This window comes from Pseudomonas sp. LBUM1663, assembly GCF_059695905.1.
This window is the reverse complement of the sequence record NZ_CP166792.1, coordinates 875768-902576: the sequence shown is the minus strand read 5'-3', so window position 1 is coordinate 902576 and position 26809 is coordinate 875768. Positions and strand designations below refer to the sequence as shown.

Here is a 26809-nt window from a genome sequence, read left to right as displayed (position 1 = left end):
ACGCCTCGCCTTTCGCAAGCCATTGGATCCGCGGGATCCGCGTCTCAGTCAAAACTGGGAATAATGTTGGCCTTGTCGATCATATCGATCGGCAACAGGAACTCATGGTCTTCAACCTGCACCACGACGTCCTGCTCTTCTACACCGCGCAGAAGGCCCTGAAAGTTGCGTCGTCCTTCAAAAGGCGAGCGCAGCTTGATCTTCACTTGTTCACCGGCAAATTTTGCAAACTGCTCAATAGTGAACAGTGGGCGTTCCATGCCAGGCGAGGAAACTTCAAGGGTGTATTCAACGGCGATTGGATCTTCAACATCCAGGACACCGCTGATCTGACGGCTGACGATGGCACAATCGTCCACCAGTACACCGCCCTCTTTATCAATATAAACGCGCAACATTGAGTGGCGACCTTGAGCCGAAAACTCAATACCCCAGCATTCATAGCCCAGGGCCACGACCACCGGGGCCAACAAGGCCTGCAACTCTTCTAGCTTGCTCGACACCTGAACCCCCTCGTGCATGTATGTGCATGCTATGCAAAATAAAAAAATGGGCGAAACGCCCATCCTTGAAACGCCGTCGAACAGCGGCGTAGAAAGTGTCCAGCTAACAAAAAGCCCCTTAAAAGGGGCTCCTTAAACTGGTTGCGGGGGCCGGATTTGAACCGACGACCTTCGGGTTATGAGCCCGACGAGCTACCAGACTGCTCCACCCCGCGACAAAGCTGGGGCGGAAGTATACGACCGATCCTTGACAGGGTCAATGTAACCTTCCACCTACAAGAAAGCCCGCAACAGCGGGCTCTCCTGATAATTGGTACCGAGAAGGGGACTCGAACCCCTACACCCTATGGGCACAACCACCTCAAGGTTGCGTGTCTACCAATTCCACCACCTCGGCAATACTACGTTTGAAACCCTTCTTACTTTTGCTCTTGAGCTGGAGGCACGTCAGTCGCTGGAGTAGCCGACTTTTGCTCTTGAAGCACCGGTACATCATCAGAAGCCGGTTGCTGCTTTGGTACTTCCAACACTGCAGGGTTTGGCAAACCTACTTGAGTCAGCTGATGAGCTTTCTCTTTAGCAAAGTAACCTAACCCTAAGCTGGTTATGAAGAAACCGGCGGCAAGTATAGCAGTAAACTTACTAAGAAAGGTAGAGGAACCTTGGCTTCCGAACACAGTATTTGAAGCACCTGCTCCGAAAGACGCGCCAGCATCCGCACCTTTACCCTGCTGCAGCAATACCAGAGCAACTACGCCCAATGCACCCAGCAGATGAAAAACGACTACGACTGTTTCCAGCATTTTTTCAGTTTCCCGCGGCGCGACAAATCGCACCGAACTCATCTGCATTCAGGGAAGCTCCACCAATGAGCCCCCCATCGATATCCGGCATGCCGAACAGTTCGACCGCATTGGCCGCCTTCACGCTGCCGCCGTATAGAAGCCGCACACCTTGTGCGACCTCAGAATTCTCTGCCGCCAACTGAGCGCGAATGGCTGCATGCACATCCTGCGCCTGTTGCGGCGAAGCAGTCAGTCCAGTGCCAATGGCCCAGACCGGCTCGTAAGCTATTACTGCATTTGCAAAGGCACCAACACCCAGCTTCTCTATGATACTGCCTAGCTGACGCCCGACAACCTCAAGAGTTTTACCGGCTTCACGCTGCTCAAGGGTTTCCCCTATACACAACACCGGAATCAAGCCACATGCCTGTGCCGCTGCGAACTTGCGAATCAGCATACCGTCCTGCTCGCCCATGATCTGGCGGCGTTCGGAATGCCCGACAAGAACCAGGGAACAACCTGCATCCACCAATTGACTCGGCGCGATTTCACCGGTCAGTGCACCTTGCATGGATTCCACCGCAGAATTCTGCGAGCCGACCAAAATCGACTTGCCTTCCAAGCCATCAATCACTTGATTGATATGCAGGCAAGGCGGGAATACCGCTACATCAACACCGCTCGGCAAGGCCATATCACGCAGGCCATTGATCAGCTCAGCGACGCTGGCGCGGGTACCGTGCATCTTCCAGTTACCAGCTACCATAGGGCGACGCATGCTGTACCTCGTCGGTCAAAGTGGGCGCAGATGTTACCCAACACAATCATGGCTGGCAAGCCGAATTCAGGCAGAAACTTCAGTAACCAGTTTTGCCAGCTCTTCGGCGTAACCGCGAACCTGTGTTTCGTCCTCGCCTTCGACCATCACCCGCACCAACGGCTCTGTCCCGGACTTGCGCAACAACACGCGCCCGCGACCGGCCATGGCTTGGGTGACACGGTCGCTGGCTTCCTTGACCGCCGGATGGTCGAGCGGACTCGCGCCCCCGCCGAACCGGACATTGATCAGCACCTGAGGACACTTGCGCAGCGCCTGACGGGCCTGAGCCAGACCTTCCGAGCGCGTTTTCAGCGCCATCAGCACCTGCAACGCAGCAATGATCGCATCACCTGTGGTGGTGTGATTGAAGCAGACAATATGACCCGAGTTCTCACCACCTACCAACCAGTTGCGCTCCAGCAAGTCAGCGATCACATAACGATCGCCAACGTTGGCACGCACGAAAGGAATCGACAGATCCGCCAAGGCCAACTCCAGCCCCAGGTTACTCATCAATGTTCCGACCACGCCACCTTGCAGCTTGTCGCGCTCATGTAGATCGCGGGCGATGATGTACAGCAGCTCATCACCATCAACAATGGCGCCAGTGTGATCAACCATCAAGACGCGGTCACCGTCACCGTCGAAGGCAATACCCAGATCGGCGTGTTCGGCCAATACGGCAGCCTGCAATTGCCCCATATGGGTCGAACCGCAATTGTCATTGATGTTCAGGCCGTTTGGCTGAGCGGAAAGCACAACGACTTCGGCACCCAGCTCGCGGAACACGCTAGGTGCAACCTTGTAGGTCGCGCCGTGAGCGCAGTCGATCACGATCTTCAGGCCAGCAAAGTTGGTACCGGTCGGCACGCTGCTTTTGCAGAATTCGATATAGCGGCCAGAGGCGTCGTTGATGCGCGACACTTTGCCAATCTTGCTCGACTCAACCACGGTCATCGGGGTGTCGAGCAACTCTTCGATCATCAGTTCGACTTCATCCGGAAGTTTGGTGCCCTTTCCGGAGAAGAACTTGATGCCGTTGTCGTCGTGAGGGTTGTGCGAGGCACTGATCACGATACCGGCTTCGGCATGGAAGGTGCGTGTCAGGTAAGCGATCGCCGGAGTCGGCATCGGGCCCAAGAGCATCACGTCAGCACCTGCCGACGTCAGACCCGCCTCGAGCGCGGACTCAAACATATAACCGGAGATCCGGGTGTCCTTGCCGACCAGCACCTTGCAGGCGCCCATTTTGCGGAACGCCATGCCCGCAGCCCAACCGAGCTTGAGCATGAAATCAGGAGTAATCGGGTACTCACCGACCCGACCACGAATACCGTCGGTGCCAAAGTATTTTTTGCTCATAAGTGCTCCATCATTCTTATTCGGCTGATTCCACTGCGGCGATCATCCGCACCACGTCCACTGTTTCGGCTACATCATGGACGCGCAATATACGCGCCCCCTTGGCCGAAGCCAGCGCCGCGAGCGCCAGACCGCCAAACAGGCGTTCTCCAACCGGGCGATTCAAGGCCTGACCTATCATGCTCTTTCGCGAAACCCCCACCAACAGGGGCCGCCCCAAGGCGTGCAAGTCTTCCATATGTTTGAACAAGCTTAGATTGTGCTGCAAGGTTTTCGCGAATCCAAACCCTGGATCAAGAATAATCCGCTCAGCCGGGATTCCCACCAACGCACATTGGGCCATGCGCTCGGCGAGAAACTCGCCGACCTCCCCGGTCACGTCGCCGTAATGCGGATTGTCCTGCATGTCGCCCGGCTCACCGAGCATATGCATCAGACACACCGGCAATCCGGTGGCGGCTGCCGCATCCAGGGCGCCATCTCGACGTAGCGAGCGCACATCATTGATCAATCCCGCTCCGAGCCGTGCGGTTTCGCGCATGACCGCCGGAGTGGAGGTATCGACCGAAATAATCACATCCAGCTCGCGATTGATGCGCTCAACGATAGGCGCCACGCGCTCCAGCTCTTCAAGTGGCGAAACCGCCCTTGCACCGGGCCGCGTCGATTCGCCACCGACATCGATCAGCGTGGCGCCCGCTGCGACCATCGACTCGGCGTGGCGCAGGGCCGCGTCGAGCTGGCTGTATCGGCCGCCATCAGAAAAGGAATCGGGAGTGACATTGAGAATGCCCATGACATGCGTCTGGGCCAAATCAAGAACCCGGTTGCCGCAAGGCAACCGGGTCGAGGACTGAACAGAAGTCATTTCAAACCTTATACGTCAGCAGCCGGACCGCCGATCGGTGTTTCCGGACGCTCATCCTGCACCACCGGAGGTGTCCCGGAAGTACCGGTGCCGCCGCCCGACCAGTCGCGTGGTTCGCGAGGCGTGCGACCCGCCATGATGTCATCGATCTGATCGGCATCGATCGTCTCGTACTTCATCAAGGCATCGGCCATGGCGTCGAGCTTGTCGCGGTTATCCGTGAGGATCTGCTTGGCCGTGCCGTAGCACTGGTCAATGATGCTGCGCACTTCGGAGTCAATCAGCTTGGCTGTCTCACCAGAGAAGCTCGCACTTTGACCACCGCCGCCGCGACCGAGGAACACTTCGCCCTCTTCTTCGGCATACATCAACGGACCGAGTTTTTCCGAAAGACCCCACTTGGTCACCATGTTCCGCGCAATCTGGCTGGCACGCATGATGTCGTTGGACGCGCCGGTGGTAACACCGTCGAAACCCAGGGTCATTTCTTCAGCGATACGGCCACCGTACAGCGAGCAGATCTGGCTGATCAGTGCACGCTTGGACAGGCTATAGCGATCTTCTTCCGGCAGGAACATCGTCACACCCAGCGCACGACCGCGCGGGATGATCGACACCTTGTAGACCGGATCGTGCTCTGGCACGACACGACCGACGATGGCGTGACCTGCTTCGTGATAAGCGGTGTTCTGCTTCTCTTTTTCGGACATGACCATGGATTTGCGCTCGGCGCCCATCATGATCTTGTCCTTCGCCAGTTCGAACTCTTTCATTTCGACGATGCGCTTGCCGGTACGAGCAGCGAACAACGAGGCCTCGTTCACCAGGTTGGCCAGGTCGGCACCAGAGAAACCAGGCGTACCACGAGCGATCACCGCAGGAGCGACGTCGTCACCCATTGGTACTTTGCGCATGTGAACTTTAAGAATCTGTTCACGGCCACGAATATCCGGCAGACCGACCACAACCTGACGGTCGAAACGGCCCGGACGCAGCAACGCAGGGTCCAGTACGTCAGGACGGTTGGTTGCGGCGATGACGATGATGCCGTCATTCATTTCAAAGCCATCCATCTCAACCAGCAATTGGTTGAGCGTCTGCTCGCGCTCGTCGTGACCGCCACCCATGCCGGCGCCACGGTGGCGACCGACGGCGTCGATTTCATCGATGAAAATGATGCATGGCGCGTGTTTCTTGGCCTGTTCGAACATATCGCGAACACGGCTGGCACCGACACCGACGAACATCTCGACGAAATCGGAACCGGAAATGGTGAAGAACGGCACTTTGGCTTCGCCGGCAATCGCCTTGGCCAGCAAGGTTTTACCGGTACCCGGAGGACCCACCATCAGCACGCCGCGAGGAATGCGACCGCCCAGACGCTGGAACTTGCCCGGATCACGCAGGAACTCGACCAGCTCACCGACCTCTTCCTTGGCTTCGTCGCAACCGGCAACGTCACCCAAGGTGGTTTTCACCTGATCTTCGGAGAGCAGGCGCGCCTTGCTCTTGCCAAAGCTCATCGGCCCGCCCTTGCCACCTGCACCACCCTGCATCTGCCGCATGAAAAACATGAACACGGCGATGATCACCAGGATCGGGAAGCTGGCGACCAAGAGTTGAGTCCAGATGCTTTGCTGCTCAGGCTGCTTGCCTTCGACCACGACGTGGTTATCCACGAGGTCGCCGATCAGACCGTTGTCCTGGATGGCAGGACGAATGGTCTTGAAGCTGTCGCCATCGTTGCGTTTGCCGGTAATCACGTAGCCGTCAACCGCTACGCGCTCGACCTTTCCATCCTTGACCTGCTGGATGAAGTCGGAATAGTTGAGGGTCTGCGGCTCGTTAGGGCTGGAGAAGTTGTTCATCACTGTCACCAGGACAGCCGCGATGATCAACCACAGGATCAGATTCTTTGCCATATCGTTCAATTAACTACCCTCTGAAGCAAGCTCCGCTAATGGCGCGCGCTTCGCATGATATTCACCGGCCTAACTTACTACATTACCTACGACTCTGGCAGGCGCCGTCTGTAACCCTTTGTGAAACACTTTCTACACAATATTCGCTAATGCTCACGGGGCGAAATACGAAAAACCTATCGACCCGCAAAAAAACCTCGATTTACTCACTACGGCCACGGTAGCCCCAAGCCAGCATGTATTGCTCGCGGGAACTGCCACGGGAAGAGTCCGGCTTGATCATCTGGACCTTGTCGAATTTCTGACGAGCGTCCTTCACGTAAGCATCAAACCCTTCGCCCTGAAACACCTTGATCACGAAATTACCACCCGGCTTGAGTATCCGAGCAGCCAGATCAAGAGCCAGCTCACACAGAAACATGGCTTTTGGCATATCCACCTCAGGCGTACCACTCATATTGGGGGCCATATCGGAAATCACAAGGTCCACCTGCGAATTACCCACGGCTTCAAGGATCTGAGCGAGCACTTCGTCCTGGGTGAAGTCACCCTGGATGAAAGTCACGTCCGGAATGCTGTCCATTTCCAGGATGTCCGAGGCGATCAGACGCCCCTGACCACCGATCAGCCGACTAGTGACCTGCGACCAGCCGCCGGGCGCCGCACCCAGGTCGACAACGCTCATACCCGGACGGATCAGCTTGTATTTCTCCTGGACCTCCAGAAGCTTGTAACTCGCACGCGAGCGGTAACCATCCTTCTGCGCCTGCTTCACATAGGGATCATTGACATGTCTTTGCAGCCATTTAAGGCTTGTCTTGGAACGGGCCACGGGCCACCTCGAAATAAAACGGGTCGTGATTAACTGGGCGGTCCCGGACTCGCTCGGGTAAACTGGCCGCCGCTTTTTACAAGATCAGACGCAGGGGTCAGATTATGCCGCTCACTCAAGAGCAGAAGAAACAGTACAAATCCATTGGCCACCATCTGAAACCAGTTTTGATTGTGGCTGACAACGGTTTGACTGAAGGTGTGTTAGCCGAACTTGAACGCGCTTTGGCGGATCACGAGCTGATTAAAATCAAGCTCAACATCCTCGATCGCGAGTCGCGCCTGGCGAACATTGCAGAACTGTGCAAGGTCGGCAAAGCGGACCTGGTCCAGGTCATCGGCAAGATGGCACTGATTTATCGCAAGAACTTCAGCGTCAACAAGCAGCTGTCGAACGTCCATCGCTTCAAGTGATGGCAAGGGTCAAGGGTGTGCTTCGCGCACCCTGCCACTCCATCCCGGCACCGGTTGCAACACCAGCACCAGCCCGGAAAACCCCAGGATCAGGTAGCTGAACTCTTCCCAGCGCACCGCATCCGGCCAACCGAAGCGCACCACGAAGTACATCGCGCACGCATACAGCGCCATCATCAGCAGTTGCCCGCGAATATCCCGCCATAGACTGACAAGGCCCTCGGCCTGAACCAGCACCAAAGCCTGAAAAATCACACACGCTGTGGCGAATCCCACCATCAGCGCATCCAGCATGCCTTCGATTTCGTCGATCAGCAGCGGCGCCAGGCCAATCTGGCCCAGCACCGGCAGCAGACCAATATGTAACAGCCACAGACCGCCGACCCACAACATCTGAGTCAGCTGCCAAAGCATGGCGCCCGCACGTAGGGGGCGCCTGCGTTTAGATGTGGCGTACTTCGACAATCTCGTACTCGATAACGCCGCTCGGCGTTTTCACGGCGACCACATCACCCTCTTCCTTGGCAATCAAGGCGCGTGCCAATGGCGAGCCCACCGAAATCTTGCCGAGCTTAAAGTCAGCCTCATCCTCACCCACAATGTGGTAAGTGACGCTTTCATCAGTCTCGACGTTGGCGATTTCAACGGTGGTACCGAAAATCACTTTGCCTGTGTGAGGAATGGTCGTGACGTCGATGATGACCTGATTCTGAATCCGGCCCTCGATGTCGCGGATCCGCGCCTCGACCATCCCCTGCTGCTCGCGGGCAGCGTGGTATTCGGCGTTTTCTTTCAAGTCACCCAACTCGCGGGCCGTGCCGATATCCTGGCTGAGCTTCGGACGGACGACCTTGGTCAGGTGAGCGTGTTCTTCTTCCAGGGCTTTCGCGCCCTGGACGGTCATTGGGTACTTGATCATGCCTTCAATCCTGCGTGTAGATCCTGCAAGCGGCGCACGGTCTTCTCGGGACCGAACTTCAGCGCTTCGCAGATGGCTTCGCCAGCAGCAATGGTGGTGGTGCAGTAGATTTTGTGCTGCAAGGCATTACGACGAATGGAGTACGAGTCAGCGATCGACTGACGACCTTCGGTGGTGTTGATGATCAGGGTGACTTCGTCATTCTTGATCATGTCGACCACGTGCGGACGACCTTCGGTCACCTTGTTCACACGACGCACTTTCAGGCCTGCGGCCTCGATCAGCTTGGCAGTACCGGCAGTGGCGACCACTTCGAAGCCCAAGTTGATCAGATCACGGGCCACACCTGCAACCAGTGGCTTGTCGTCGTCACGCACGCTGATGAATGCGGTGCCGCCGGTCGGCAGCACTTCGCTGGCACCCATCTGGGCCTTGGCGAACGCTTCGCCGAAGGTGTCGCCCACACCCATCACTTCACCGGTGGACTTCATCTCTGGGCCCAGGATCGGGTCCACACCAGGGAATTTGGCGAAGGGGAACACCGCCTCTTTCACGCTGTAGAAGTTCGGAATGATTTCTTTGGTGAAGCCGATTTCTTTCAGGGTTTTACCGGCCATGACGCGGGCAGCGATCATTGCCAAGGAAACACCGATGCACTTGGACACGAACGGTACGGTACGGGAAGCGCGCGGGTTGACTTCGATGACGTAGATATCTTCGCCTTGCAGCGCCAACTGAACGTTCATCAGGCCGACAACACCCAGTTCCAGGGCCATTTTCTTGACCTGTTCGCGCATCTCGTCCTGGATATGCGCAGGCAGCGAGTACGGCGGCAGGGAGCACGCGGAGTCACCGGAGTGAACACCGGCCTGCTCGATGTGCTGCATGATCGCGCCGATCACCACGTCGGTGCCGTCGCAGACTGCATCCACGTCCATTTCGATGGCGCAGTTGAGGAAGTGGTCGAGCAGCACCGGGCTGTCGTTGGACACTTTCACCGCGTCACGCAAGTAGCGCTTGAGTTCTTCTTCTTCGTAAACGATTTCCATCGCGCGACCGCCCAGTACGTAGGACGGACGAACCACCAGCGGGTAGCCGATCTTGGCGGCGGCACGAATCGCTTCGTCTTCGCTGCGCACGGTGGCGTTTGGCGGCTGACGCAGGTTCAGACGCTCAACCATTTGCTGGAAGCGCTCACGGTCTTCGGCACGGTCGATGGCGTCAGGGCTGGTGCCGATGATCGGCACGCCGGCTTCTTCAAGGGCACGCGCCAGTTTCAGCGGGGTTTGGCCGCCGTACTGGACGATCACGCCTTTTGGCTTCTCGACGCGGCAGATTTCCAGCACGTCTTCCAGGGTCACCGGCTCGAAGTACAGGCGATCGGAGGTGTCGTAATCGGTCGAAACAGTTTCCGGGTTGCAGTTGACCATGATGGTCTCGTACCCGTCTTCGCGCAGCGCCAGTGCCGCGTGTACGCAGCAATAGTCGAACTCGATGCCTTGGCCAATACGGTTTGGACCGCCGCCGAGGATCATGATCTTGTCGCGGCCCGACGGCGCGGCTTCGCACTCTTCCTCGTAAGTCGAGTACATGTAGGCGGTGTCGGTGGCGAACTCGGCCGCGCAGGTGTCAACGCGCTTGTAGACCGGGAAGATCTCGAGCTTGTGACGGTGGCGACGCAGAGCCTTCTCGGTCACGCCCAGCAGCTTGGCCAGACGCATGTCGGAGAAGCCTTTGCGCTTGAGCTTGAACATCAAGTCGCGGTCGATGCTGGCCAGACCCAAGGTCTTGACCTTCTCTTCGTCTTTGATCAGATCTTCGATCTGCACCAGGAACCACGGGTCGATCATGTTCATGCCGAAGATGTCTTCGACCGACAGACCGGCGCGGAACGCGTCAGCCACGTACCAGATACGCTCGGCACCCGGCACGGTCAGTTCACGCTTGAGGATGCTCATGCTTTCCGGATTGCTCAGGTCGAGCTTCTCGTCCAGGCCGCAAACGCCCACTTCCAGACCGCGCAAAGCTTTCTGCAGGGATTCCTGGAAGGTCCGGCCGATGGCCATGACTTCACCGACCGACTTCATCTGAGTGGTCAGGCGGGCGTCGGCTTTCGGGAATTTCTCGAAGGCGAAACGTGGCAGCTTTGTAACGACATAGTCGATCGACGGCTCGAAGGACGCAGGAGTAGCGCCGCCGGTGATTTCGTTCTGCAACTCGTCCAGGGTGTAGCCGATCGCCAGCTTGGCAGCGATACGCGCAATCGGGAAACCGGTGGCTTTCGAGGCCAGCGCCGAAGAACGGGATACCCGCGGGTTCATCTCGATGACCACCATACGGCCAGTGTCCGGGCAGATGCCGAACTGGACGTTGGAGCCGCCGGTTTCCACGCCGATCTCGCGCAGTACCGCCAGAGAGGCGTTACGCATGATCTGGTATTCCTTGTCCGTCAGGGTCTGTGCCGGCGCAACAGTGATCGAGTCACCAGTGTGCACGCCCATCGGGTCAAAGTTTTCGATGGAGCAGACGATGATGCAGTTGTCCTTCTTATCGCGGACAACCTCCATCTCGTATTCTTTCCAGCCGATCAAGGATTCGTCGATCAGCAGTTCCTTGGTCGGCGACAGGTCCAGACCGCGGGCGCAGATTTCCTCGAACTCTTCACGGTTGTAAGCAATACCGCCGCCGGTGCCGCCCATGGTGAAGGACGGACGGATGATGCACGGGAAGCCGAGCTTCTCGAGGACCACGTTGGCCTCTTCCATGCTGTGGGCGATACCTGAGCGCGGGCAGTCCAGGCCGATGGATTTCATCGCCTTGTCGAATCGCGAACGGTCTTCAGCCTTGTCGATGGTGTCAGCGTTGGCGCCGATCATCTCTACGCCGAACTTCTCCAGAACGCCTTCGCGCTCCAAGTCCAGGGCGCAGTTCAGAGCGGTCTGGCCACCCATGGTCGGCAGCAGTGCGTCCGGACGCTCTTTCTCGATGATCTTGGCAACGGTCTGCCACTTGATCGGCTCGATGTAGGTGGCGTCGGCCATGTCCGGGTCGGTCATGATGGTCGCCGGGTTGGAGTTCACCAGGATGACGCGGTAACCCTCTTCGCGCAGGGCTTTACAGGCCTGGGCGCCGGAGTAGTCGAATTCGCAGGCCTGGCCGATCACGATCGGGCCAGCGCCGAGAATCAGGATGCTTTTAATGTCTGTACGTTTTGGCATGGGTTTGTCACTCAAATCCGCAGGTCAGTCGGCAAGCCGTCTTGTTCAATCTTTCAAGCCTTGAGGGGGGCCGCCGGTGTTCGGGACCGCCCCTCAAGCTTTGCAACATCAAGGCGAGCGATTAGCGTCGCTTGGCCATTTCGTTGATGAAGCGATCGAACAATGGCGCTACGTCGTTCGGGCCAGGGCTGGCTTCAGGGTGACCCTGGAAGCTGAAGGCGCTCTTGTCGGTACGCTCGATGCCTTGCAGGGTGCCGTCGAACAGCGATTTGTGAATCGCGCGGACATTGGCCGGCAGGGTCGCTTCGTCTACCGCAAAACCGTGGTTCTGGCTGGTGATCATCACCACACCGCTGTCCAAATCCTGGACCGGGTGGTTGGCACCGTGGTGGCCGTGGCCCATTTTCAGGGTTTTGGCGCCGGAGGCCAGAGCCAGCAGTTGGTGACCGAGGCAGATGCCGAATACCGGAATCTCGGTTTCCAGCACGTCCTTGATCGCCTGGATCGCGTAATCGCAAGGCTCCGGGTCACCAGGGCCGTTGGACAAGAACACGCCGTCCGGTTTCATCGCCAGAACATCGGCGGCTGGTGTTTGAGCCGGCACCACGGTCACGCGGCAGCCGCGCTCGACCAGCATGCGCAGGATGTTCAGCTTGACGCCGTAGTCGTAGGCAACCACGTGGTACGGCAGCTCGGAGGCTTCGATAGTCGCGTGGCTGTCGGTTTTCAGATCCCAGACAGTCGAGCGCCATTCGTATTGCTCTTTGGTGCTGACGACTTTCGCCAGGTCCATGCCTTTGAGACCAGGGAAACCCTGGGCAGCGGCGATGGCGGCTTCTTCGGAGATGTTGTCACCGGCCATGATGCAGCCGTTCTGCGCGCCTTTTTCACGCAGGATGCGTGTCAGGCGGCGGGTGTCGATACCGGCGATGGCCACAACGTTGTTGGCTTTCAGGTAGTCGGACAGGGACATCGTGTTACGCCAGTTGCTCGCAACCAGCGGCAGGTCACGGATGACCAGGCCAGCGGACCAAACGCGGTCGGACTCGGCATCTCCAGGGTTGGTGCCGGTGTTGCCGATGTGCGGGTAAGTCAGGGTAACGATCTGTTGGGCGTAGGAAGGATCGGTAAGGATTTCCTGATAGCCGGTCATTGCGGTGTTGAACACCACCTCACCAACGGTTTGACCGTCGGTTCCAATGGCTTCGCCGCGAAAAATGCTGCCATCAGCAAGGGCGAGTATGGCTGGCTTAGTCAAGAAGACCTCCCGTAAATAAAGCCTGAAAGGGCGATCGCAGGTGTAAAAAAGCGGAGTGACGTATGGACACGTCACCCCGCTCATTCACTGAATTATTCTGCGCGCTTTTAGTGAACACACTAAAGCTGTAGCTTACAGAAAAAGGCATTTTTGGTCTACCGCCAATGAGCCTTAAAGGCCGGAGAATGCGACAGGACGTCGCTTGGCGGAGTAAAACCGGGCTCAAACGCTGGGGTCGAACCCGATTTCAGGCACTTCTTAACGCAGATCGAGCACGTCTTGCATGTCATAAAGACCAGGCTCGCGACCATCCAGCCACAAAGCAGCACGTACTGCGCCCTTCGCAAAGGTCATGCGACTGGACGCTTTATGGGTGATCTCGACACGCTCACCATCGGCGGCGAACAGCACGGTGTGATCACCGACGATGTCACCGGCACGCACCGTGGCGAAGCCAATGGTTTCGCGAGCACGAGCGCCGGTCTGGCCTTCACGACCGTAGACCGCCACTTTCTTCAAATCACGCCCCAGCGCATCGGCAATCACTTCACCCATGCGCACGGCAGTACCGGACGGCGCATCGACCTTATGCCGATGATGGGCTTCAGTGATTTCGATATCGACATCATCACCCAGCACGCGAGCAGCGGTGTCGAGCAGCTTCAGGCAAAGATTGACGCCGACACTGAAGTTGGCCGCAAAGACAATCGGAATGTCCTTGCCCGCTTCCGCCAGCAACTGCTTCTCTTCAACGCTGAAACCGGTGGTGCCGATGATCATTGCCTTGTGATGCTTGCGGCAGAACGCGAGGTTCTTCAGGGTCACCGTTGGATGCGTGAAGTCGATCAGCACGTCGAACTCGTCAACCACCCGATCCAGATCACCCGACAGCGGCACACCGATACGACCCAGCGCAGCCAGTTCGCCGGCATCTGCGCCGACCAGCGAGCTGTCGGGACGATCAATGGCCGCCGTCAGCCCCGCGCCCGGCTGTTGCTGCACGGCCTCGATCAGGGTTTTGCCCATGCGCCCGGCGGCGCCCATCACTGCAATACGTCGCATGCGAGTCTCCTTACAAATCGCCGAAGAAGCGCTTCACGCCTTCGAACCAACCGGTGGTTTTCGGCGAATGGCTGTTGTCGTCCGCCAGCGAGCTGCGGAACTCTTCCAGCAACTCGCGCTGACGACGACCCAGGTTGACCGGGGTTTCGACCGCTACACGGCACATCAAGTCACCGGCACCGCCGCCACGCACAGGCGCAACGCCTTTGCCGCGAACACGGAACTGCTTGCCGGTCTGAGTCCCTTCAGGGATTTTCAGCTTGACTCGGCCATCCAGGGTTGGAATCTCCAGCTCGCCACCCAGTGCTGCATCAACAAAACTGATGGGCACTTCGCAGAACAGGTGCTTGCCGTCGCGCTGGAAGATCGCGTGCTCGCGCACATTGATCACCACGTACAGATCGCCCGTCGGACCACCTTGCGCACCCGCCTCGCCTTCGCCGGACAGACGAATGCGATCACCGGTATCCACACCGGCGGGCACTTTCACCGAGAGGGTTTTGTACTCTTCGACACGGCCTTCTCCGTTGCAGGAGTTGCACGGGTCGGAAATGATCTTGCCCTGGCCATGGCAACGCGGGCAGGTCTGCTGCACCGAGAAGAAGCCCTGCTGCATGCGCACCTGGCCAATACCGCCACATGTCGGGCAGGTCACCGGCGAGGAGCCCTTCTTGGCACCCGAGCCGTCGCACGGCTTGCAGTTGACCAGTGTCGGAACGCGGATATTCACGGTCGTACCGCGCACCGCCTCTTCCAGGTTCAGCTCGAGGGTGTAACGCAAGTCGCTGCCGCGCTGAGCGCCGCCACGGGAACCGCCGCGACCGCCACCGAAGAAGTCACTGAAGACATCACCAAAGATGTCGGAGAAGTTCTGACCGCCAAATCCGGCACCGCCGCCACCCATGCTCGGGTCGACGCCGGCATGACCGTACTGGTCGTAGGCCGCGCGCTTGCTGGAATCGGACAGTACTTCGTAGGCCTCGTTGGCCTCCTTGAACATCTCTTCCGACGCTTTGTCATCGGGATTACGGTCCGGGTGATGCTTCATCGCCAGGCGACGGTAGGCCTTTTTCAGGTCTGCTTCGCTTGAACCACGCTCAACACCCAATATTTCGTAATAGTCACGCTTTGCCATAAGTCTTTGCACTCTTAAGGACGTCCGGCAAACCCCTCCTGAGCCTCGCCAAACTCGTTGAGCCCCAATACAGGCCCGGACCCAACTCACGTCAATTCAACGATCCTGGTCTTTGATTCAATGCGGTACTTTCGGCTCGAGAAGCAGGAGCATTCCCGGCCATACCGCCAGCATTCGAGCGTTGTCGCATGCTGTAAAAATTCTCTAACTCCAGACACGCCAACGCGGGAGCAAGCTCCCGCGCGGCGACATCCTACCAGTCACCGCCTGAAGGCAGTCAACCGGGCGACCAACAACTTACTTGTGGTCTTTGACTTCTTCGAACTCGGCATCAACAACGTCGTCGGCTTTTTCAGCTTTTTCGTCGTTAGGTGCCGCGCCTTCGGCAGGCTGGGCCTGTTCGGCGTACATCTTCTGCGCCACTGGAGCGGAGACTTTCGACAGCTCTTCAACCTTGGCTTCGATTGCAGCTTTGTCGTCGCCTTTGACAGCGGCTTCCAGAGCAACAACAGCGGCTTCGATTGCAGTCTTCTCTTCAGCAGTCACTTTATCGCCAGCGTCAGCGACCATTTTGCGCGTCGAGTGAACCAGTGCATCGCCCTGGTTACGGGCAGCAGCCAGCTCTGCGAACTTGCTGTCTTCCTCGGCGTTGGCTTCAGCATCGCGAATCATCTGCTGAATCTCTTCCTCGGACAGACCGGAGTTGGCCTTGATCACGATCGACTGAGTCTTGCCGGTAGCCTTGTCTTTCGCGCCTACGTGCAGGATGCCGTTGGCGTCGATGTCGAAGGTCACTTCAATTTGTGGCACGCCACGTGGTGCTGGTGGAATCTCGGCCAGGTCGAACTTGCCCAGGGACTTGTTCTGGGCGGCTTGTTTACGCTCACCTTGCAGCACGTGAATGGTCACGGCGCCCTGGTTGTCGTCGGCTGTCGAGAACACTTGCGATTTCTTGGTAGGAATCGTGGTGTTTTTCTCGATCAGCGCAGTCATCACGCCACCCATGGTTTCGATACCCAGAGTCAGCGGGCTGACGTCGAGCAGCAGAACGTCTTTCACGTCACCGGCCAGTACGGCACCCTGGATAGCAGCACCCATTGCAACGGCTTCGTCCGGGTTCACGTCTTTACGTGCTTCTTTACCGAAGAACTCGGTCACCAGCTTCTGAACCAGTGGCATACGGGTCTGACCGCCTACCAGGATCACGTCGTTGATCGCGCCAACGTCGATGCCGGAGTCTTTCAGAGCGATACGGCAAGGTTCGATGGTGCGCTGAACCAGGTCTTCTACCAGCGCTTCGAGCTTGGCGCGGGAGATTTTCACGTTCAAGTGCTTAGGACCGGTGGCATCTGCAGTGATGTACGGCAGGTTCACGTCGGTCGACATGCTCGAAGACAGTTCGATCTTGGCTTTTTCAGCAGCTTCTTTCAGGCGCTGCATGGCCAGCGGGTCACCCTTGAGGTTCATGCCGCTTTCTTTCTTGAATTCGTCGACGAGGTAGTCGATCAGACGAATGTCAAAGTCTTCACCGCCCAGGAACGTGTCACCGTTGGTGGCCAACACTTCGAACTGGTGCTCGCCATCGACTTCAGCGATTTCGATCACGGAAACGTCGAAAGTACCGCCGCCCAAGTCGTAAACGATCACGGTGTGATCGCCCTTCGCCTTGTCCATACCGTAGGCCAGAGCGGCTGCGGTTGGTTCGTTGATGATGCGTTTTACGTCCAGGCCAGCAATACGGCCGGCGTCTTTGGTGGCTTGACGCTGGCTGTCGTTGAAGTAGGCCGGAACGGTGATCACCGCTTCGGTCACTGGCTCGCCGAGGTAGTCTTCGGCGGTCTTCTTCATTTTCTTCAGAATTTCAGCCGAGATCTGTGGCGGCGACATTTTCTGGCCATTCACTTCTACCCACGCGTCGCCGTTGTCAGCCTTGGCGATTTTGTACGGGACCATCTTGATGTCTTTCTGTACGACTTCTTCGTCGAACTTACGACCGATCAGACGCTTCACCGCGTACAGGGTGTTATGCGGATTGGTCACAGCCTGACGCTTGGCCGACTGGCCAACCAGGATTTCGCCATCGTTGGCGTAAGCGATGATCGACGGCGTGGTACGCGCGCCTTCAGCGTTTTCAATAACCTTGGCTTTGCCGTTTTCCATCACGGAGACGCAGGAGTTGGTAGTCCCCAGGTCGATACCGATAATTTTGCCCATGTTCACTCTCCCGAAACTTTGGATTTGGTTGCCGCAGCAGTGGTGGCTAACTGCGGTAGCACTTAAACGCTTGACTTATAAATGGGGGCCTTGCGGCTAATTTCAAGCCTGCTCATCAATAGAAGGCGAAACTGGCGCAGGGACCTTGCTGACCACGACCATTGCAGGGCGCAGCAGACGACCGTTGAGCTGATAGCCCTTCTGGAACACTTTGAGAACGCTGTTCGGCTCTACGTCAGCGCTTTCCTGCATGGCCATCGCTTGATGAAGAACGGCGTTGAACGGTTCGCCATGCGGATCGATCGCTTCCAGCTGATAACGCTTCAGGGTGTCCTGGAACATTTTCAGGGTCAGCTCGATGCCTTCGCGCATTGGACGGATGCTTTCGTCGTCCGGGTTGGACAACTCCAGGCCACGCTCCAGGCTGTCGATGATCGGCAACAAATCGCCAGCAAATTTTTCCAGAGCGAATTTGTGCGCTTTTTCTACATCCTGCTCGGCGCGACGGCGGACGTTCTGCAGATCAGCCGCTACACGCAAAGCTTGATCATGAGCGCCAGCCAATTGCTCTTCGAGCACTTGTACACGAGCCGCCAGTTCATCACCCGAATCCTGGGCAGCCTGATCGGCGTCTAGATTTTGCGTATCCACTGTCTGTTCGTCAGCCATAGAATTCTCCTTTCAATAACGTCCGCGAGCTCAACTCGCGCTTCTGTCCCGATATATGGGGCCGCAAAAATCAGCTTCAAGGGGTGGGCTGCGATTAACCCTACAAAAAACGCTGCATTGTGATTACGCGTCGACCAGGTATTTCGTCAGACCGAGTCGATCGAGCTATTCAGGGGCATTGTCAGCCGCAAATAAAACACTGTATAAATAACCAGACCTAAAGCCTGGGAGCGGCCTTTATGCTGGTGCACCTGTCCGTACATAACTACGCCATCGTTGAACATCTCGATCTCGAACTCGATCGCGGGATGAGCGTGATAACCGGGGAAACCGGCGCCGGCAAGTCGATTATGCTCGACGCCCTCGGCCTGACTCTTGGCGACCGCGCCGACAGCGGCGTGGTCCGTCCCGGCGCCGACAAGGCCGACATCCTCGCAACCTTCGACTTGGTCGACATCCCGGAAGCCAGCGCCTGGCTGGCTGAGCGCGACCTGGAGAGCGATGGCCCGTGCATCCTGCGCCGGGTCATCACCGCCGAAGGACGCTCTCGCGGCTATATCAACGGCACGCCCTGCCCGCTCGGCGATCTCAAAGCCCTCGGTGAGCTGATGATCGATATCCACAGCCAGCACGAACACCAATCCCTGCTGAAGACCGATACTCACCGCCGCTTGCTCGACGAATACGCTGGAGCCACCGACCTCGCCCGCCAGGTGCAACTCGCCGCCCAACGCTGGCGCCAGACTCGCCAGGAACTGGAGCGCCTCTCAAATTCCGGCGACGAGCAGCGCGCTCGCCATCAATTGCTCAGCTATCAACTCGAAGAGCTGGAAAACCTCGGCCTCGGCGAAAACGAGCTGGAGCAGCTGGAGCAGGAGCACAAGAACCTCACCAACGCCGAAACCCTGCTGGGCATCTGCCGGCAAGTGGTCGAGCAATGCAGCGAAAGTGATTCCGGAAATGTCCTGAACGCGCTGACCGCCAGCCTCAATCGTCTCTCGAGCGTTAATAACTCGATCGGCGCGCTGGGTGAGGCCAGCAGCCTGCTGACCAGCGCACAGATCCAGGTTGAAGAGGCCGTAGGCGAACTGAACCGCTTCCTAGACAACTTCGACGCCGACCCGGCCCGTCTCCAGTACCTGGAGGAACGCCTGGATGCGATCTACACCATGGCGCGCAAACACCGCATCCAGCCGACCGAGGTCGCTGAGATGCAACAGCGCCTGCTGGATGAAATCGAAACCCTGAACGCCAACGACGAATCCATCGAGCGACTGAGCGATGAGCTGGCCTCTTATGCCCGTCATTACCAGGAGAAGGCTCGGGAGCTGAGCGACCTGCGCCATCAAGCCTCGAACAGCCTGGCCAGCGCCGTGGAACAGGAAATCCAGCGACTGGGCATGCCCGGTGGGCGCTTCACCATCGAATTACGCCCTAACAGCAGCGACGAACTGCTGCCTAATGGACTCGAGCAGGTAGAGCTGCTGGTCAGCGCCAACCCCGGCCAGCCATTGAAAGCCTTGGCCAAAGTGGCCTCGGGTGGCGAACTGTCACGGATCAGCCTGGCTATTCAGGTGATCACCGCGCAGACCTCACGCGTACCGACGCTGGTGTTCGACGAAGTGGACGTCGGCATCGGCGGCCCAACCGCCGAGATTGTTGGCCAGTTGCTGCGTCGCCTCGGTGAACGCGGGCAGGTGCTGACGGTGACCCACTTGCCGCAAGTGGCCGCTCAGGGCCATCAACATCTATTCGTGCACAAGGTGCGCGGCGAAGAGGCGACCCACACGGCTGTTTCCAAACTGAGCAAGAATGAGCGCGTTGAAGAAGTGGCGCGGATGCTGGGCGGCATCGACCTGACCAAGGAGTCCCTGGCTCACGCGAAAAAAATGGTCGTCACCGCAAAAATTTAAGGACGGCACAAAGCACGAAGGCGACCCAGGGGTCGCCTTCGCTCGTTTCGCGAATGTGAAACTCGCGCGACATGCTTACTTTTTCTTGCGCACGTACAGCACCAGATTGTGATCAACCATCTCGAAACCGTACTTATCGACGATGGCTTTCTGCAGGCGCTCGATTTCTTCGTCGAAGAATTCAATCACTTCGCTGGTTTCGACGTTGACCATGTGGTCGTGATGCTTGCCGTCATCCAGCTCGAAGACCGCATGGCCTCCGTCGAAGTTGTGCCGCACCACAAGGCCAGCTGCCTCGAACTGAGTCAGTACACGGTAAACCGTGGCCAGACCGACGTCCTCACCAGCCTCCATCAGCGCCTTGTAAACATCCTCGGCACTCATGTGGCGTTGCTCGGCGGAATCGAGCATTTGCAGAATTTTGACCCGTGGAAGGGTCACTTTGAGGCCGGCTTTGCGTAGTTCGCTATTTTCAACCATGGTCAGCTTTCTCGCGATGCTGCTTCGCAGCTTCTCTTAATGCGGGTATGATCGGCGTTTACGTTGTCCCAGCCAAGATAGTGGAAGTCGCCCACCGATGCAAAACACCAAGCTCTTGCTAACCAGTTTCACCTTTGTGGGACTGCTCGCACTCGCCGGTTGTTCATTCCCCGGGGTTTACAAAATCGACATCCAGCAGGGCAATGTCGTCACGCAGGACATGATAAACCAGTTACGCCCGGGAATGACCCGTAAGCAAGTACGGTTTATCATGGGCAACCCCCTGCTGACCGACACGTTCCATGCCGATCGCTGGGATTATCTGTACAGCCTGCAACCGGGTGGCGGTGAACGCCAACAGGAACGCATTAGCGTTATCTTCAACCCAAATGATCAACTTGTCAGCCTCTCTGGTGATTTCATGCCAGGCGTGAGCCGCGACGAAGCCATTCTCGGCAAGGACAGTGGCACAACAGTCACTGCACCAGCAGAAAACGCCGAGAAGCCGAAACCGGAAAAACCGGTCAAGCCAGGTTCGTTGCTGGACCAGATCCAGAAGGACGTAGACGGTGTAGAAACCGTTCCGGTCCCGACGCCAGAACCGCTGGACACTTCGCCGCAATAATTTGCGACGCAATAAAAAACCCGGCATGTCCGGGTTTTTTATTGTCTGGCGTTTAGGCAGCTCACTGATTCCGGGCTTTGGCCTCGGCAGCCTTGGCGGCACGCAGCCGACGAACTTCCTTCGGATCCGCCAGCAATGGCCGGTAAATCTCGATGCGATCACCTGCCTGGACAGGTCGACTGCCCGCATCAGTGATCACTTTACCGAAGATTCCCACCGGGCAATTGGCCAAATCCAGCTCAGTAAAGGCCTCGCCAACGCCTGACGTCAGCAAAGCGGCGCGTACTGTCGTTCCGGCTGGCACCGACACAGGGAGAAGCACCTGACGATCAACCGCGGCGTAGACCACCTCGACGTCAACCATCGACTCAACCATGCATTTGTTTGGCGCGCTGGCAAAACGCGTCCACCAGCGTGTTTGCGGCCTGATTGAACAGCGGCCCCAAGGTTGCGCGAACAATCGGCCCGGCGTAATCGAAGGACAGGTCCAGGCTGATCTTGCAGGCCTTTTCGCCCAACGGCTTGAACACCCAAATGCCGTGCAGCTGGGTGAAAGGACCTTCCTCGAGGTTCATCTCGATCGAATGGCCAGGCACTAAAGTATTTCTGGTGACGAAGTGCTGACTTAACCCACCCTTGGCCACGCCGACGCTGGCACGCATGTGCTCGGGCGTGCTTTCCAGCACTTCAGCGGTCGAACACCACGGCAGAAACTCCGGATAACGCGCCACGTCGTTGACCAGGTCATACAGCGCTTGCGCCGGGTAAGGCAGCAGAGCCGAACGTTGAATGTGTGTCGTCATGTCAGCGTCACTTCCACAGCTGTGCGGCAAACACTACGAGAATGCCGATGGGCGCCACATAGCGCATCAAGAACAAGGACAGGGCGAACCACGCAGGGTTGCGGATCGACAACTCGTCGCGTACCGCTTCACGCCCCATCACCCAGCCTGCAAACACCACGAAACACAAACCACCAAGTGGCAACATGATCCGCGACGTGAAGAAATCGATCACACCAAAGAAGTCCAGACCACCGGCCGCACCCCATTGATAGAGATGGAACATCCCGCCTTCGTTCACGAAAAATTTGGCTTCCTTCCAGATATTGAAGGAAAACACCGTGCCCAGCCCCACGAACCAGCAGATAAACGCCAGCCAGAAAGTCACCCAGGCGCGGCTGACTTTCGTGCGCTCGACCAGGTAAGCCACCATCGGCTCAAGCAGGGAAATCGCCGAACTCCAGGCAGCCACCGCGACCAGCACGAAGAACACTACGCCCATCAACTGGCCGAACGCTACGTTACCGAAGGCAAACGGCAGGCTGACAAACATCAGGCCAGGGCCTTCGCTCGGGTTCAGGCCTGCGGCGAACACAATCGGAAACAATGCCAGACCGGCCACCAACGAAACGAAGGTGTCGAGCAGCGCCACGCCGACCACGGTGCCGGAGATCGACGAATGCTTGGGCATGTAAGCGCCGTAAATCATGATCGAACCAACGCCCACACTCAGGGAGAAGAACGCGTGCCCCATGGCCGGCAGTAAGCCATCGAGTACTTTTTCCGGGTGGAAGTCGAACATGAAATGCACGCCTTCCATGAAATGCCCGGTGGTCATGCTGTAGCCCAGCAGCACCAGAATCATCACAAAGAGCAGCGGCATCATTATTCGCAGGCTGCGCTCCAGCCCGGCAACTACACCCTTGGCGATCACCACAGCCGACAGCAGCATGAAAATCGTGTGCCAAAGTGTCAGACGCCACGGATCGGCGATCACATTGCCAAAATACGCGCCGACCTGATCGGGCGTTGCCCCCTGAAAGTCGCCACGCCCCATGTCGATGATGTAATCCAGCGACCAGCCACCGACCACACTATAGAAAGACAGGATCAGCAACGCCGTGATCATCCCGGCGAATGCGCCCCAGGACCACTTGCCCGAATGCCCCGCTTCCACCGCCAGCACCTTCAAGGCGTTGGCCGGGCTCTGCCGCGCGCGGCGGCCGATCAGGGTTTCGGCCAGCATGACCGGCACACCGATCAGCGCGATACAGGCCAGAAACATCAGCACGAAGGCGCCGCCGCCGTAGACGCCGACCATGTACGGGAATTTCCAGATACTACCCAGGCCCACGGCCGAACCGGTCGCGGCGAGTATGAAGACCCAGCGGCTAGCCCAACTGCCGTGGACAGAAACCTTGTCTGTCGACATCGTTATCACGCCCAAGCGTTCAAAAAAGAGGCCGCATTGTCCGGGATTCAATCAACCTGCTCAAGCACGTAGCGATACCGTAGCCGACTTGCGTGCAACTCCCTATAATGCCGCCCCTATGGCTAAACAGAAGAAACACCCAACAGGGACCATCGCGCAAAACAAAAAGGCGCGACACGATTACTTCATCGAGCATAAGTTCGAGGCTGGTCTGGTCCTGGCCGGCTGGGAAGTAAAAAGTCTGCGGGCAAGCAAGCTGCAACTGGTTGACAGTTACGTGCTGCTCAAGGATGGCGAAGCCTGGCTGCTCGGCAGCCACATTACGCCGCTGATGACCGCCAGCACCCACGTCATCGCTGATCCGACCCGCACCCGCAAATTGCTGCTCAACCGCCGCGAGCTGGAAAAGCTGGCCGCCGCCGTGCAGCAAAAAGGCTATGCCTGCGTGTGCCTGTCCTGGTACTGGAGCAAGCATATGGTCAAGTGCGAGATCGCTCTGGGCAAGGGCAAGAAGGAATACGACAAGCGTGATACCGAACGCGAACGCGATGCCGGTCGCGAGTTGCAGCGTGCGGTGCGTAACAAGGGCAAGGAAGACTAACTCTCTTTTCTCCCAAGACCGCCATCGCGAGCAGGCACGCTCCCACACTTGATTTGTGAACGACACAAAACAAATGTGGGAGCGTGCCTGCTCGCGATGGCGATCGCACACTTACCAAAAACCCCACTGACTACATCCCCTTGCGCCGCTCAGCCCGGGCCATGCGCTGCACTTCCTGACGCACTTCTTCCAGCACTTCCTGCACATACAGGATGTGTCGACTGGAGACTTCTCGCGCCTGTTCCGCCCGCCCTTCGATAATCGCCAGGTACAACTCCCGGTGCTGCGTGATCAGCATGTCGCGGGTTTCCGTGCGCTGCTTGTACATGCCGCCAATGTTGGTCACCACGTTGCGCTTGAGCAGATCAAACAGCCCGCGAATGGTGTGCAACAACACAGCGTTGTGACTGGCCTCGGCAATCGCCAAATGAAATTTCGCATCCGCCGCGCCCTCTTCCGCCCGGCTCACTTCATCGTGACGCGTGTAGCAGTCCTGCAACTGATTGAAAGCCGCCGTCAGTCGCTCGCGATCGACATCCGTTGCGCGCAGTGCCGCGTAATAGGCGCAGGACGCCTCCAGCGTATGGCGAAACTCCAGCAGATCGCGCTGGGCTTCCGGGTTGCTTTCCAGCAGATGCAACAGTGGATCGCTGAAGGTCGAACCCAGCGACTCCACCACATAATTGCCGCCCCCCTGGCGACTGACCAGCAAGCCCTTGGCCGCCAGTTTCTGAATCGCCTCGCGCAACGAAGGGCGTGACACGCCGAACTGCTCGGCCAACGCGCGCTCGGCCGGCAAGCGCTCGCCAGACTTCAACGTGCCTTCGAGGATCATCCCCTCGAGCCGCTCGACAATATCGTCAGACAAACGGCGCTGACGAATCTGATCAAACCCCATAACTCAATTCTCCACGGTCCCGACGGCTCGCCGGGCCCTCTATTCTGGCCTATCGGCGCTGTGCCAGCACCTACCAGACGGCACTTGTTAAAGCGGATCACGCCCACGATTCAGCGCTTATTCGACAAAAGTTTTAGGGCGACAAATTGACACACCACATACAAGGCTTTTACCCTAGCCAACAGCGATTGTAAATTGGTATTACCAATTATCCAAGAACGCTGACCAGTGCCTGACCAACAACAATTAGGGGCCACCCCATATGCAAACCTGGCAACAGCTCTATACCCCGCTCGGCAGCCTTGGCGTCTCCGCGCTCGCGGCCGTTATCCCCATCGTGTTTTTCTTCCTGGCGTTGGCGGTGTTCCGCCTCAAAGGCCATGTGGCCGGCAGCATCACCCTGGCGTTGTCCATCGCCGTTGCAATCTTTGCCTTCCAGATGCCGGTCGATATGGCCTTCGCCGCTGCAGGCTATGGCTTTGCCTACGGTCTGTGGCCGATTGCCTGGATCATTGTCGCGGCCGTGTTCCTCTACAAACTGACGGTCAAGAGTGGTCAGTTCGAAGTGATCCGCAGCTCGGTGTTGTCGATCACCGACGACCAGCGCTTGCAGGTTCTGCTGATCGGTTTCTGCTTCGGTGCGTTCCTGGAAGGTGCCGCCGGTTTCGGTGCGCCGGTAGCGATTACCGCCGCGCTGCTTGTAGGACTGGGCTTCAACCCACTGTACGCCGCCGGCCTGTGCCTGATCGCCAACACCGCTCCGGTGGCCTTCGGTGCCCTGGGGATTCCGATCATCGTGGCCGGGCAAGTGACCGGTATCGACGCGTTCAAGATCGGCGCCATGACCGGCCGCCAACTGCCGTTGCTGTCGCTGTTCGTGCCGTTCTGGCTGGTGTTCATGATGGACGGCCTGCGCGGCGTTCGGGAGACTTGGCCTGCTGCGCTGGTGGCCGGTTTGAGCTTTGCCATCACCCAATACTTCACGTCGAACTTCATCGGCCCTGAGTTGCCGGACATCACCTCGGCCCTGGTCAGCCTGATTTCCCTGACGCTGTTCCTGAAAGTCTGGCAGCCAAAACGCGCCGCCGGCCAACACATCGCCGGTGCCGTCTCGGCGTCCGTGGTGACCGCCAGCGCCGGTGGTTTCGGTCAGCCGCGCACCAGTGTGGCGTCACCCTACAGCCTGTTCGAAATCGTCAAAGCCTGGTCGCCGTTCCTGATCCTCACCGTGCTGGTCACCATCTGGACCCTGAAACCGTTCAAGGCCATGTTCGCCGCCGGCGGTTCGATGTACAGCTGGGTGTTCAACTTCGCCATCCCGCACCTGGATCAGATGGTGATCAAGGTCGCCCCGATCGTGACTGCGCCAACCGCCATTCCAGCGGTGTTCAAACTCGATCCGATTTCCGCGACCGGCACGGCTATTTTCTTCTCCGCGCTGATCTCGATGCTGGTGCTGAAGATCAACATCAAAACTGGTCTGACCACTTTAAGAGAGACTTTCTACGAGCTGCGCTGGCCGATTCTGTCGATCGGCATGGTGTTGGCGTTCGCGTTCGTCACCAACTACTCGGGCATGTCTTCGACCATGGCGCTGGTATTGGCAGGCACCGGCGCAGCCTTCCCGTTCTTCTCGCCATTCCTCGGCTGGCTGGGCGTGTTCCTGACCGGTTCCGATACCTCGTCCAACGCGCTGTTTAGTTCGTTGCAAGCGACCACCGCGCACCAGATCGGCGTCAGCGATGTGTTGCTGGTAGCGGCGAACACCAGCGGTGGCGTGACCGGCAAGATGATCTCGCCACAATCGATCGCCGTCGCCTGCGCCGCGACCGGCCTGGTAGGCAAGGAATCGGATCTGTTCCGCTTCACCCTCAAGCACAGCCTATTCTTCGCAACGATCGTCGGCCTGATTACCTACATCCAGGCCTATTGGCTCACCGGCATGCTGGTGCACTAAGTACTACACGATAAAAAGCAAAAACCGACGCCGGACCACGATTCCGGCGTCAGCTATTCACAACCCGGTCTGTAAGGCTGCTGAAAGCTTGCCTCTCTATATTCAGCAGCCTCCACAGACGGATAACCGGGACCACCCGGA

General features: G+C 58.0%; 25 protein-coding genes and 2 tRNA genes. 5 read left to right on the top strand and 22 right to left on the bottom strand.

Annotation, left to right across the window (positions count from 1 at the left end; genetic code table 11):
* Positions 1-44: 44 nt before the first annotated feature.
* The 9 genes from rimP to rlmE all read right to left on the bottom strand — a co-directional run bounded on the left by rimP (position 45) and on the right by rlmE (position 7092).
* The gene (gene rimP / locus ACA075_RS03920) at positions 45-503 is read right to left on the bottom strand and encodes a ribosome maturation factor RimP (protein ID WP_010463487.1); all 459 of its coding nucleotides are present in this window, start codon (positions 501-503) and stop codon (positions 45-47) included.
* A gap of 138 nt (positions 504-641) precedes the next feature.
* A tRNA-Met gene (locus ACA075_RS03915) sits at positions 642-718 on the bottom strand.
* 96 nt (positions 719-814) lie between these two features.
* Positions 815-900, bottom strand: a tRNA-Leu gene (locus tag ACA075_RS03910).
* Positions 901-922: 22 nt separating this feature from the next.
* Positions 923-1306, bottom strand: coding sequence for a preprotein translocase subunit SecG (secG, locus tag ACA075_RS03905; protein ID WP_017336473.1), 384 nt, complete (start codon positions 1304-1306; stop codon positions 923-925).
* Positions 1307-1310: 4 nt separating this feature from the next.
* Positions 1311-2066, bottom strand: coding sequence for a triose-phosphate isomerase (gene tpiA, locus ACA075_RS03900; protein ID WP_497297365.1), 756 nt, complete (start codon positions 2064-2066; stop codon positions 1311-1313).
* 66 nt (positions 2067-2132) lie between these two features.
* Entirely contained in the window at positions 2133-3470 is a 1338-nt protein-coding gene (gene glmM, locus ACA075_RS03895) for a phosphoglucosamine mutase (protein ID WP_010463493.1), read from the bottom strand.
* 16 nt (positions 3471-3486) lie between these two features.
* Positions 3487-4338 carry a dihydropteroate synthase gene (gene folP / locus ACA075_RS03890; protein ID WP_497297364.1) on the bottom strand — a complete coding sequence of 284 codons (852 nt, stop codon included), beginning with the start codon at positions 4336-4338 and terminating at the stop codon, positions 3487-3489.
* Positions 4339-4346: 8 nt separating this feature from the next.
* Positions 4347-6260, bottom strand: a complete 1914-nt coding sequence (ftsH, locus tag ACA075_RS03885; RefSeq protein ID WP_219096604.1) for an ATP-dependent zinc metalloprotease FtsH — start codon at positions 6258-6260, stop codon at positions 4347-4349.
* Between the two features lie 202 nt (positions 6261-6462).
* Positions 6463-7092: a 23S rRNA (uridine(2552)-2'-O)-methyltransferase RlmE gene (rlmE, locus tag ACA075_RS03880; protein ID WP_008005470.1), complete on the bottom strand. Its 630-nt coding sequence runs from the start codon at positions 7090-7092 to the stop codon at positions 6463-6465.
* Positions 7093-7196: 104 nt separating this feature from the next.
* Between rlmE and ACA075_RS03875 the strand changes: the two genes are divergently transcribed.
* Positions 7197-7505 (top strand): YhbY family RNA-binding protein, encoded by a 309-nt coding sequence (locus tag ACA075_RS03875; protein WP_008057408.1) that lies wholly within the window; start codon positions 7197-7199, stop codon positions 7503-7505.
* A 9-nt stretch (positions 7506-7514) separates the two neighbouring features.
* Here the strand turns inward: ACA075_RS03875 and ACA075_RS03870 are convergent, their stop codons facing one another.
* The 8 genes from ACA075_RS03870 to grpE all read right to left on the bottom strand — a co-directional run bounded on the left by ACA075_RS03870 (position 7515) and on the right by grpE (position 17980).
* Positions 7515-7919 carry an MFS transporter gene (locus tag ACA075_RS03870; RefSeq protein ID WP_497297363.1) on the bottom strand — a complete coding sequence of 135 codons (405 nt, stop codon included), beginning with the start codon at positions 7917-7919 and terminating at the stop codon, positions 7515-7517.
* A gap of 28 nt (positions 7920-7947) precedes the next feature.
* On the bottom strand, positions 7948-8424 hold the full coding sequence (greA, locus tag ACA075_RS03865; RefSeq protein ID WP_027924456.1) for a transcription elongation factor GreA: 477 nt from the start codon (positions 8422-8424) through the stop codon (positions 7948-7950).
* Positions 8421-11642 carry a carbamoyl-phosphate synthase large subunit gene (carB, locus tag ACA075_RS03860; RefSeq protein ID WP_497297362.1) on the bottom strand — a complete coding sequence of 1074 codons (3222 nt, stop codon included), beginning with the start codon at positions 11640-11642 and terminating at the stop codon, positions 8421-8423. The genes greA and carB overlap by 4 nt, the downstream gene beginning before the upstream one ends.
* 121 nt (positions 11643-11763) lie before the next feature.
* Positions 11764-12900: a glutamine-hydrolyzing carbamoyl-phosphate synthase small subunit gene (carA, locus tag ACA075_RS03855; protein ID WP_219096607.1), complete on the bottom strand. Its 1137-nt coding sequence runs from the start codon at positions 12898-12900 to the stop codon at positions 11764-11766.
* 258 nt (positions 12901-13158) lie between these two features.
* On the bottom strand, positions 13159-13962 hold the full coding sequence (gene dapB / locus ACA075_RS03850; RefSeq protein ID WP_109627907.1) for a 4-hydroxy-tetrahydrodipicolinate reductase: 804 nt from the start codon (positions 13960-13962) through the stop codon (positions 13159-13161).
* Between the two features lie 10 nt (positions 13963-13972).
* Positions 13973-15097, bottom strand: coding sequence for a molecular chaperone DnaJ (gene dnaJ / locus ACA075_RS03845; protein WP_438657946.1), 1125 nt, complete (start codon positions 15095-15097; stop codon positions 13973-13975).
* 297 nt (positions 15098-15394) lie between these two features.
* Positions 15395-17311: a molecular chaperone DnaK gene (gene dnaK, locus ACA075_RS03840; protein ID WP_219096608.1), complete on the bottom strand. Its 1917-nt coding sequence runs from the start codon at positions 17309-17311 to the stop codon at positions 15395-15397.
* Positions 17312-17413: 102 nt separating this feature from the next.
* Positions 17414-17980 carry a nucleotide exchange factor GrpE gene (gene grpE, locus ACA075_RS03835; protein WP_497297360.1) on the bottom strand — a complete coding sequence of 189 codons (567 nt, stop codon included), beginning with the start codon at positions 17978-17980 and terminating at the stop codon, positions 17414-17416.
* A 239-nt stretch (positions 17981-18219) separates the two neighbouring features.
* On the opposite strand from grpE, the gene recN reads away from it, so the two are divergent.
* The gene (recN, locus tag ACA075_RS03830) at positions 18220-19893 is read left to right on the top strand and encodes a DNA repair protein RecN (protein WP_497297359.1); all 1674 of its coding nucleotides are present in this window, start codon (positions 18220-18222) and stop codon (positions 19891-19893) included.
* 75 nt (positions 19894-19968) lie between these two features.
* Here the strand turns inward: recN and fur are convergent, their stop codons facing one another.
* Positions 19969-20373, bottom strand: coding sequence for a ferric iron uptake transcriptional regulator (gene fur, locus ACA075_RS03825; RefSeq protein ID WP_003197684.1), 405 nt, complete (start codon positions 20371-20373; stop codon positions 19969-19971).
* A gap of 97 nt (positions 20374-20470) precedes the next feature.
* Here fur and ACA075_RS03820 point away from each other — a divergent pair, with 97 nt between their 5' ends.
* On the top strand, positions 20471-20998 hold the full coding sequence (locus ACA075_RS03820) for an outer membrane protein assembly factor BamE (RefSeq protein ID WP_109627901.1): 528 nt from the start codon (positions 20471-20473) through the stop codon (positions 20996-20998).
* A 61-nt stretch (positions 20999-21059) separates the two neighbouring features.
* Here ACA075_RS03820 and ACA075_RS03815 read toward each other — a convergent pair whose 3' ends face one another.
* From ACA075_RS03815 to ACA075_RS03805, 3 genes are read right to left on the bottom strand one after another with little or no spacing between them, the layout of a single operon-like run.
* Complete coding sequence (locus ACA075_RS03815; protein WP_497297357.1) at positions 21060-21374, bottom strand: RnfH family protein; 315 nt, start codon at positions 21372-21374, stop codon at positions 21060-21062.
* On the bottom strand, positions 21367-21801 hold the full coding sequence (locus ACA075_RS03810; protein WP_010463538.1) for a type II toxin-antitoxin system RatA family toxin: 435 nt from the start codon (positions 21799-21801) through the stop codon (positions 21367-21369). Before ACA075_RS03810 ends, ACA075_RS03815 begins: the two co-directional genes overlap by 8 nt.
* 7 nt (positions 21802-21808) lie before the next feature.
* Positions 21809-23212: a sodium-dependent transporter gene (locus ACA075_RS03805; RefSeq protein ID WP_497297356.1), complete on the bottom strand. Its 1404-nt coding sequence runs from the start codon at positions 23210-23212 to the stop codon at positions 21809-21811.
* Positions 23213-23330: 118 nt separating this feature from the next.
* On the opposite strand from ACA075_RS03805, the gene smpB reads away from it, so the two are divergent.
* Complete coding sequence (gene smpB, locus ACA075_RS03800) at positions 23331-23813, top strand: SsrA-binding protein SmpB (RefSeq protein WP_007900551.1); 483 nt, start codon at positions 23331-23333, stop codon at positions 23811-23813.
* Between the two features lie 130 nt (positions 23814-23943).
* Here the strand turns inward: smpB and ACA075_RS03795 are convergent, their stop codons facing one another.
* Positions 23944-24711, bottom strand: a complete 768-nt coding sequence (locus ACA075_RS03795) for a GntR family transcriptional regulator (protein WP_219096612.1) — start codon at positions 24709-24711, stop codon at positions 23944-23946.
* Positions 24712-24973: 262 nt separating this feature from the next.
* Here ACA075_RS03795 and ACA075_RS03790 point away from each other — a divergent pair, with 262 nt between their 5' ends.
* Positions 24974-26668, top strand: a complete 1695-nt coding sequence (locus ACA075_RS03790) for a lactate permease LctP family transporter (protein ID WP_497297355.1) — start codon at positions 24974-24976, stop codon at positions 26666-26668.
* Positions 26669-26809: the final 141 nt, after the last annotated feature.